This window comes from Mycobacterium sp. TH-M25, assembly GCF_057473665.1.
Genome location: NZ_JBYCLA010000410.1, coordinates 1 through 2,607, shown reverse-complemented (window position 1 = coordinate 2,607; position 2,607 = coordinate 1). Strand labels below are relative to the sequence as shown.

Annotated in this window: 3 protein-coding genes; all 3 read right to left on the bottom strand. The window is 64.9% G+C overall.

Features of this window, described 5'->3' with window-relative positions; all coding sequences use genetic code 11:
* A partial coding sequence (locus AC2VOU_RS13795) for a sirohydrochlorin chelatase (RefSeq protein ID WP_486957895.1) occupies positions 1-419 on the bottom strand: 419 nt, incomplete at its 3' end.
* On the bottom strand, positions 398-1,129 hold the full coding sequence (locus AC2VOU_RS13790; protein ID WP_486957894.1) for a phosphoadenylyl-sulfate reductase: 732 nt from the start codon (positions 1,127-1,129) through the stop codon (positions 398-400). The genes AC2VOU_RS13790 and AC2VOU_RS13795, both read right to left, overlap by 22 nt.
* Positions 1,126-2,607: nitrite/sulfite reductase (locus tag AC2VOU_RS13785; RefSeq protein ID WP_486957893.1), on the bottom strand; the 1,482-nt coding region annotated here is incomplete at its 5' end. The genes AC2VOU_RS13790 and AC2VOU_RS13785, both read right to left, overlap by 4 nt.

Sequence of the window (2,607 nt, the reverse complement as noted above, 5' to 3'; positions counted from 1 at the left end):
GTCCGTGCGTTCGCCGCCGCATGCGTCGAGCCGATCGCGACGACGGCCACACCCAACTCCGGATCGCGGCTCTCGACTCCGACGGCGGCCAACCGCCCGCGTAACACGGACACCAGCCGGTCGTCTTCACCGAGCACCTCGGCCTGCCGAACGGGCATGCCGCAATTCGCGATCTGCTGGGGGATGTCGATGCGGGCGTGGTAGGCATCAGCCAGCAGGAACGGCGTCACCACCGCGTCCGGGGTGAGAACGTCAGGCAGTCGCGGCGTATTCAGATCGCAGAAGGCGACCCGTACCCGCAGGCCGGGCCGCATGAACCGAATTTGGTTCGCCACGGCCCGCGCATTCACCGCCGATCGCGGATCCCTACTTCCGTGGGCCAGAAGCACAAGGCGCGTCACGAGGCGTGCAGCCCGCATTCCGTCTTCGACAGGCCCCGCCAACGCCCACTGCGCGGGTCGGCGCCCTCGACCGGCTTGGCTGTGCAGGGCGCACAGCCGATCGACGGATAGCCTTCGTAGACAAGCGGATTCACCAAGACATCATTTTCGTCGATGTAGCTCTGCACGTCGTCGTCGGACCAAGCGGCCAACGGGTTGATCTTCACCAACCCGAACGCCTCGTCGAAGCTGATCAGCGGCGCGCCGGCGCGAGTCGGCGCTTCGACCCGGCGCAGACCGGTGACCCAGGCGGAGTAGCCGCGCAGCACCTTGGACAGCGGCGCGACCTTGCGGAGCCGGCAGCATTCGCTCGGTTTACGGGCGAACAGATCCTTGCCCAACAGCTCGTCCTGCTCGGCGACGGTGTGCTCGGGGGTGATGTTGAGCACCCGCACGTCGTAGACCGCCTCGACCGCGTCACGGGTACCGATGGTCTCGGCGAAGTGATATCCGGTGTCCAAGAACAGCACTGGCACACCGGGACGAACCTTGGCCGCCATGTCGATCAACACGGCGTCTTGCATGTTGGAGGCCACCACATAGTTACAGGTAGCCGTGGACCGGGGCCCGCCGACACCGCCGAAGTTCTCCTCGGCCCAGCGCAACAAGTCACTGGCGCTGGCACCGTCTAGTTCGGCGGCGCCCTTTTGCGCCAACTCCCGTAATTCTGCTTGGGATAGGTCGCTCATCGCAGATCTGCCTCCTCGGCGCGTAGCGCCCAGTTCGCGAAACGCTCTTCACCGTCTCGTTGTTTCACGAAGTTGCGCACCACGCGATCGATGTAGTCACCAAGCTCGTCGCTGGTGACTTTGTGTTGCCGTAGTTTTCGCCCGAAGCCGCTGTCGAGCCCCAGGCTGCCTCCCAGGTGAACCTGAAATCCTTCGACGGAATTCCCCTCGCCGTCGTCGACCATTTGACCCTTGAACCCGATATCGGCAATTTGGATGCGGGCACATGAGTTCGGGCAGCCGTTGATGTTCACGGTGACCGGCACGTCGAGTTGGGTGTTGAGGTCCTCGAGCCTGCGCTCCAGTTCAGGCACCAACGACTGTGCACGCACCCGAGTCTCGGCGAAGGACAACTTGCAGTATTCAATCCCGCTGCAGGCCATCAGGTTTCGACGCCAGTGCGACGGCCTCGACGGCAGTCCCAGCGCGTCCAGGCCGGCGGTCAACTCGTCGAGCTTGTCGTCGGCAACGTTGAGGATGATCAGCTTCTGGTACGGCGTGAAGCTGACCCGGTTGGCTCCGGCGGACTCGGCGAGGTCGGCGACCGCGGACAAGATGGTGCCCGACACCCGGCCCGCGATGGGTGCGACGCCGACGGCGTTGAGCCCGTTCTTCAGTTTCTGCACGCCGACGTGGTCGATCGGACGGGTCAGCGACTTAGGGGCCGGGCCGTCGATGAGTTTGCGCTTGAGGTATTCGGTTTCGAGCACCTCGCGGAATTTCTCAATGCCCCAATCCTTGACAAGGAACTTCAGCCGGGCCTTGGCCCGCAGCCGCCGGTAGCCATAGTCACGGAACAACGACGTCACGGCCTCCCAGACATCGGGAACCTCGTCCAACGGCACCCAGGCGCCAACCCGTTGTGCCAGCATCGGATTCGTGGACAGGCCGCCGCCCACCCACAGGTCCAGCCCCGGCCCGTGCTCGGGATGGTTGACGCCAATGAAGGCGATGTCGTTGATCTCGTGGGCGACGTCCTGCAGACCCGAGATCGCGGTCTTGTACTTACGCGGCAGGTTCGAGAATTCCGGGTTGCCGATGTAGCGGCGGACGATCTCCTCGACCGCCGGGGTGGGGTCGAGCACCTCGTCGACCGACAGACCGGCCAGCGGGGACCCCAGCACCACCCGGGGGCAGTCGCCACAGGCCTCGGTCGTCTGGAGTCCCACGGCCGCCAGCCGCTCCCAGATTTGCGGCACGTCTTCAATTCGGATCCAGTGGTACTGAACGTTTTCCCGGTCGGAGATGTCGGCGGTGTCGCGGGCGAACTCGGTGGAGATCTCACCGAGGGTGCGCAGCGCCACGGTCGAGATGGCCCCGCCGTCGCACCGCACCCGCATCATGAAGAACTTGGCTTCGAGCAGATCGATGTTCTCGTCGCCGGTGAAGCTGCCGTCGTAGCCCTGCTCGCGCTGGGTGTAGAGCCCGGCCCAGCGCAT

What these genes read in the sequence shown, in the direction of transcription:
- AC2VOU_RS13790 (WP_486957894.1), bottom strand. Translation starts at nt 1,129, where the DNA reads ATGAGCGACCTATCCCAAGCAGAATTACGGGAGTTGGCGCAAAAGGGC.